Here is a 2,021-nt window from a genome sequence, read left to right as displayed (position 1 = left end):
TGCTCCATTATGGCTTATCCACAAAACTTGCAAGCTTGGGCAGTTACCCGCCTTCCCCAACGCAATGGGTAATCAAATGGGTAATCGTCGGTCGCTACTGCACTCGCTCCGACGCAGAGGGACACCTTCAGTTATGGCGTCAGCGAGTCCCTGATACCCAATTTGACCTCATATTTGATTTGCCCGATAGGAAAAACTATAGGGATTTTCCTCTTGATCAACTCACTCATTAATATGGGTCGCTTGTGAATTTTGAATTGTTATTTTCAATTTTAAATTAACAAAACTGATATCTTTAACCAGTCAAAAAAAATAATAACAGAAGGGATTCATTGCGGTCTTGGAGAGCCAGCAAAAAGCTTAAATATTTTGATGATATCATTATATCAAACGAATTATTATGCAGGCTGATACCTGTATAATCTAAATATAGAATGCGCCCCGGCAACTGCAACCACACTCAGCCAATACAACTTCTCCAAAGTCCGACGATAGGGAACTAGGAGCAACTAAGTATGCCAAAACCCAGGTATGACGAAAACGAAAACAAGTCACGCCATGCAGCAGCCGATCAGGACTGCTGCGAGGAAATGGCTGAGAAATATGGCTGGCAATTGGTTGATATCGAGGAAACAGGTAACCCTGTTCTTGAAGTCGATTGTGTGTTTGAAGGAAAAACTGAATTTCCCAAATCCTATTACAAAAAATTTTGGGTTTAAAGCCCCTAGAGACGAAACCTTAGAGAGTGGAGCCTTTAAGGTGGGTCGGTCTCGCGCAAAAAGGTTAAAAATTGATAATTAAGGCTCCACTCTCTTACGGTAACTTTAAATCCTTCTAGGACTGCTTTCTCTTATAAATCTACAAAAAACAAGAAACAAATTTATGGACACACACAAATATTTGTTGTACTCTAAAGATAGATACAGGCTGAAAAACCGTAGGCTGAGCCGGGAGAGAGACCCGTAACTTATCGACCTCAAAGTAGTAATGTCTAGAGGGAAGGGAAAGTCCTCTTTAAAAACCCAATCATCAATTAACAGTTGGTGTGTGAACCCAGAAGAATCACTATGCAAGATAAAACGGTACGGTGGGGCACACCGGAACCAAACGAAAAGGAAGGGAAACGGACTATGCACATGCACTTCCAATTAAGTAGTTAAACGCCTAGGGAGAACTGCCCTCTGGGTCTGCTGTGAACTGACTGAATACTTGGTCTCGACGGGTTTTTTGGTTTAGATATTGTCTAATTTGTGGCGGCGTCAAAGATTAGAACACGGCGGTTTAAGGCGGCTCGCAGATCTAGGAATCCCCGCTATGCGCAAGGCGGGGAGTGTCAAGACACCGAAAAGGAGGAAGACTAATGCGTAAATGGATTGTCTTTCGTGCTGAAAAGCGTCAACCTGGATGGAAAGAGCGCAAATATGCTCACTCTGGCTCTCTGACCAAAACTTTGTTCGAGCATTACGACTGCTCCGACAAGGCGCTGCCTGAACCTGGATACCGTCCGAAGCGAGTTTATTCGAGTTGATCAGTTTGTTGATCCTAACTATCCAGATTCATCAACCCATTACCGTCAAAGCGATTGGGAAGTTACACGGGTCGAAACCTACACACCAGATATCCCGGTTGACATGGATTTCGATATGGTCGTAATTTGCTACTGCAAGCACAGTCCCATCAGCGGCCCTCTCAAGCCCATGCCAGAGCGCAAAATTTCTGTAGATTCATTTGGTGGGGATAAGGATGCTCATGAGCAATGGCTAGAGATTCAAAAGCACTCGCTTCATCATTCTTCCCATTAATTTCTTCTTTGACAACTCCCGTTAAATAAAATTCATATTCAGACTCAATTAATTGCGTCAAAAAATCTAATTGTGCTAGAAAGATCAAAGGAGAAGAAATGAACTACCCCGCCCTGTTCGTTCGCGTAGCGTGGCCTACGGCCAGGACGGGGTGTCAGCAGACCCGTCTGATGAGCGTGATTTTTGACGCTTCAACTTCCCTAGTTGCTTCATTGATCC

General features: G+C 43.8%; 1 protein-coding gene and 2 pseudogenes. All 3 read left to right on the top strand.

Features of this window, described 5'->3' with window-relative positions; translation table 11 throughout:
* Positions 1-233 (top strand): annotated as a pseudogene (locus F6K20_RS36055) (hypothetical protein); the annotation flags it as partial.
* 282 nt (positions 234-515) lie between these two features.
* On the top strand, positions 516-719 hold the full coding sequence (locus tag F6K20_RS36050; protein WP_008189134.1) for a hypothetical protein: 204 nt from the start codon (positions 516-518) through the stop codon (positions 717-719).
* A 641-nt stretch (positions 720-1,360) separates the two neighbouring features.
* Positions 1,361-1,802 (top strand): annotated as a pseudogene (locus tag F6K20_RS41050) (hypothetical protein).
* The last annotated feature ends 219 nt before the right edge of the window (positions 1,803-2,021 follow it).

Source organism: Moorena sp. SIO2C4 (assembly GCF_010672485.1).
GTDB classification, from domain to species: Bacteria; Cyanobacteriota; Cyanobacteriia; order Cyanobacteriales; family Coleofasciculaceae; genus Moorena; species Moorena producens.
The sequence above is the reverse complement of the archived record's forward strand: the minus strand, read 5'-3'. Positions and strand labels throughout refer to the sequence as shown.

Bases quoted from the DNA above. Each gene is read 5' to 3' on its own strand.
- F6K20_RS36050 (WP_008189134.1), top strand. From the start codon at position 516: ATGCCAAAACCCAGGTATGACGAAAACGAAAACAAGTCACGCCATGCA.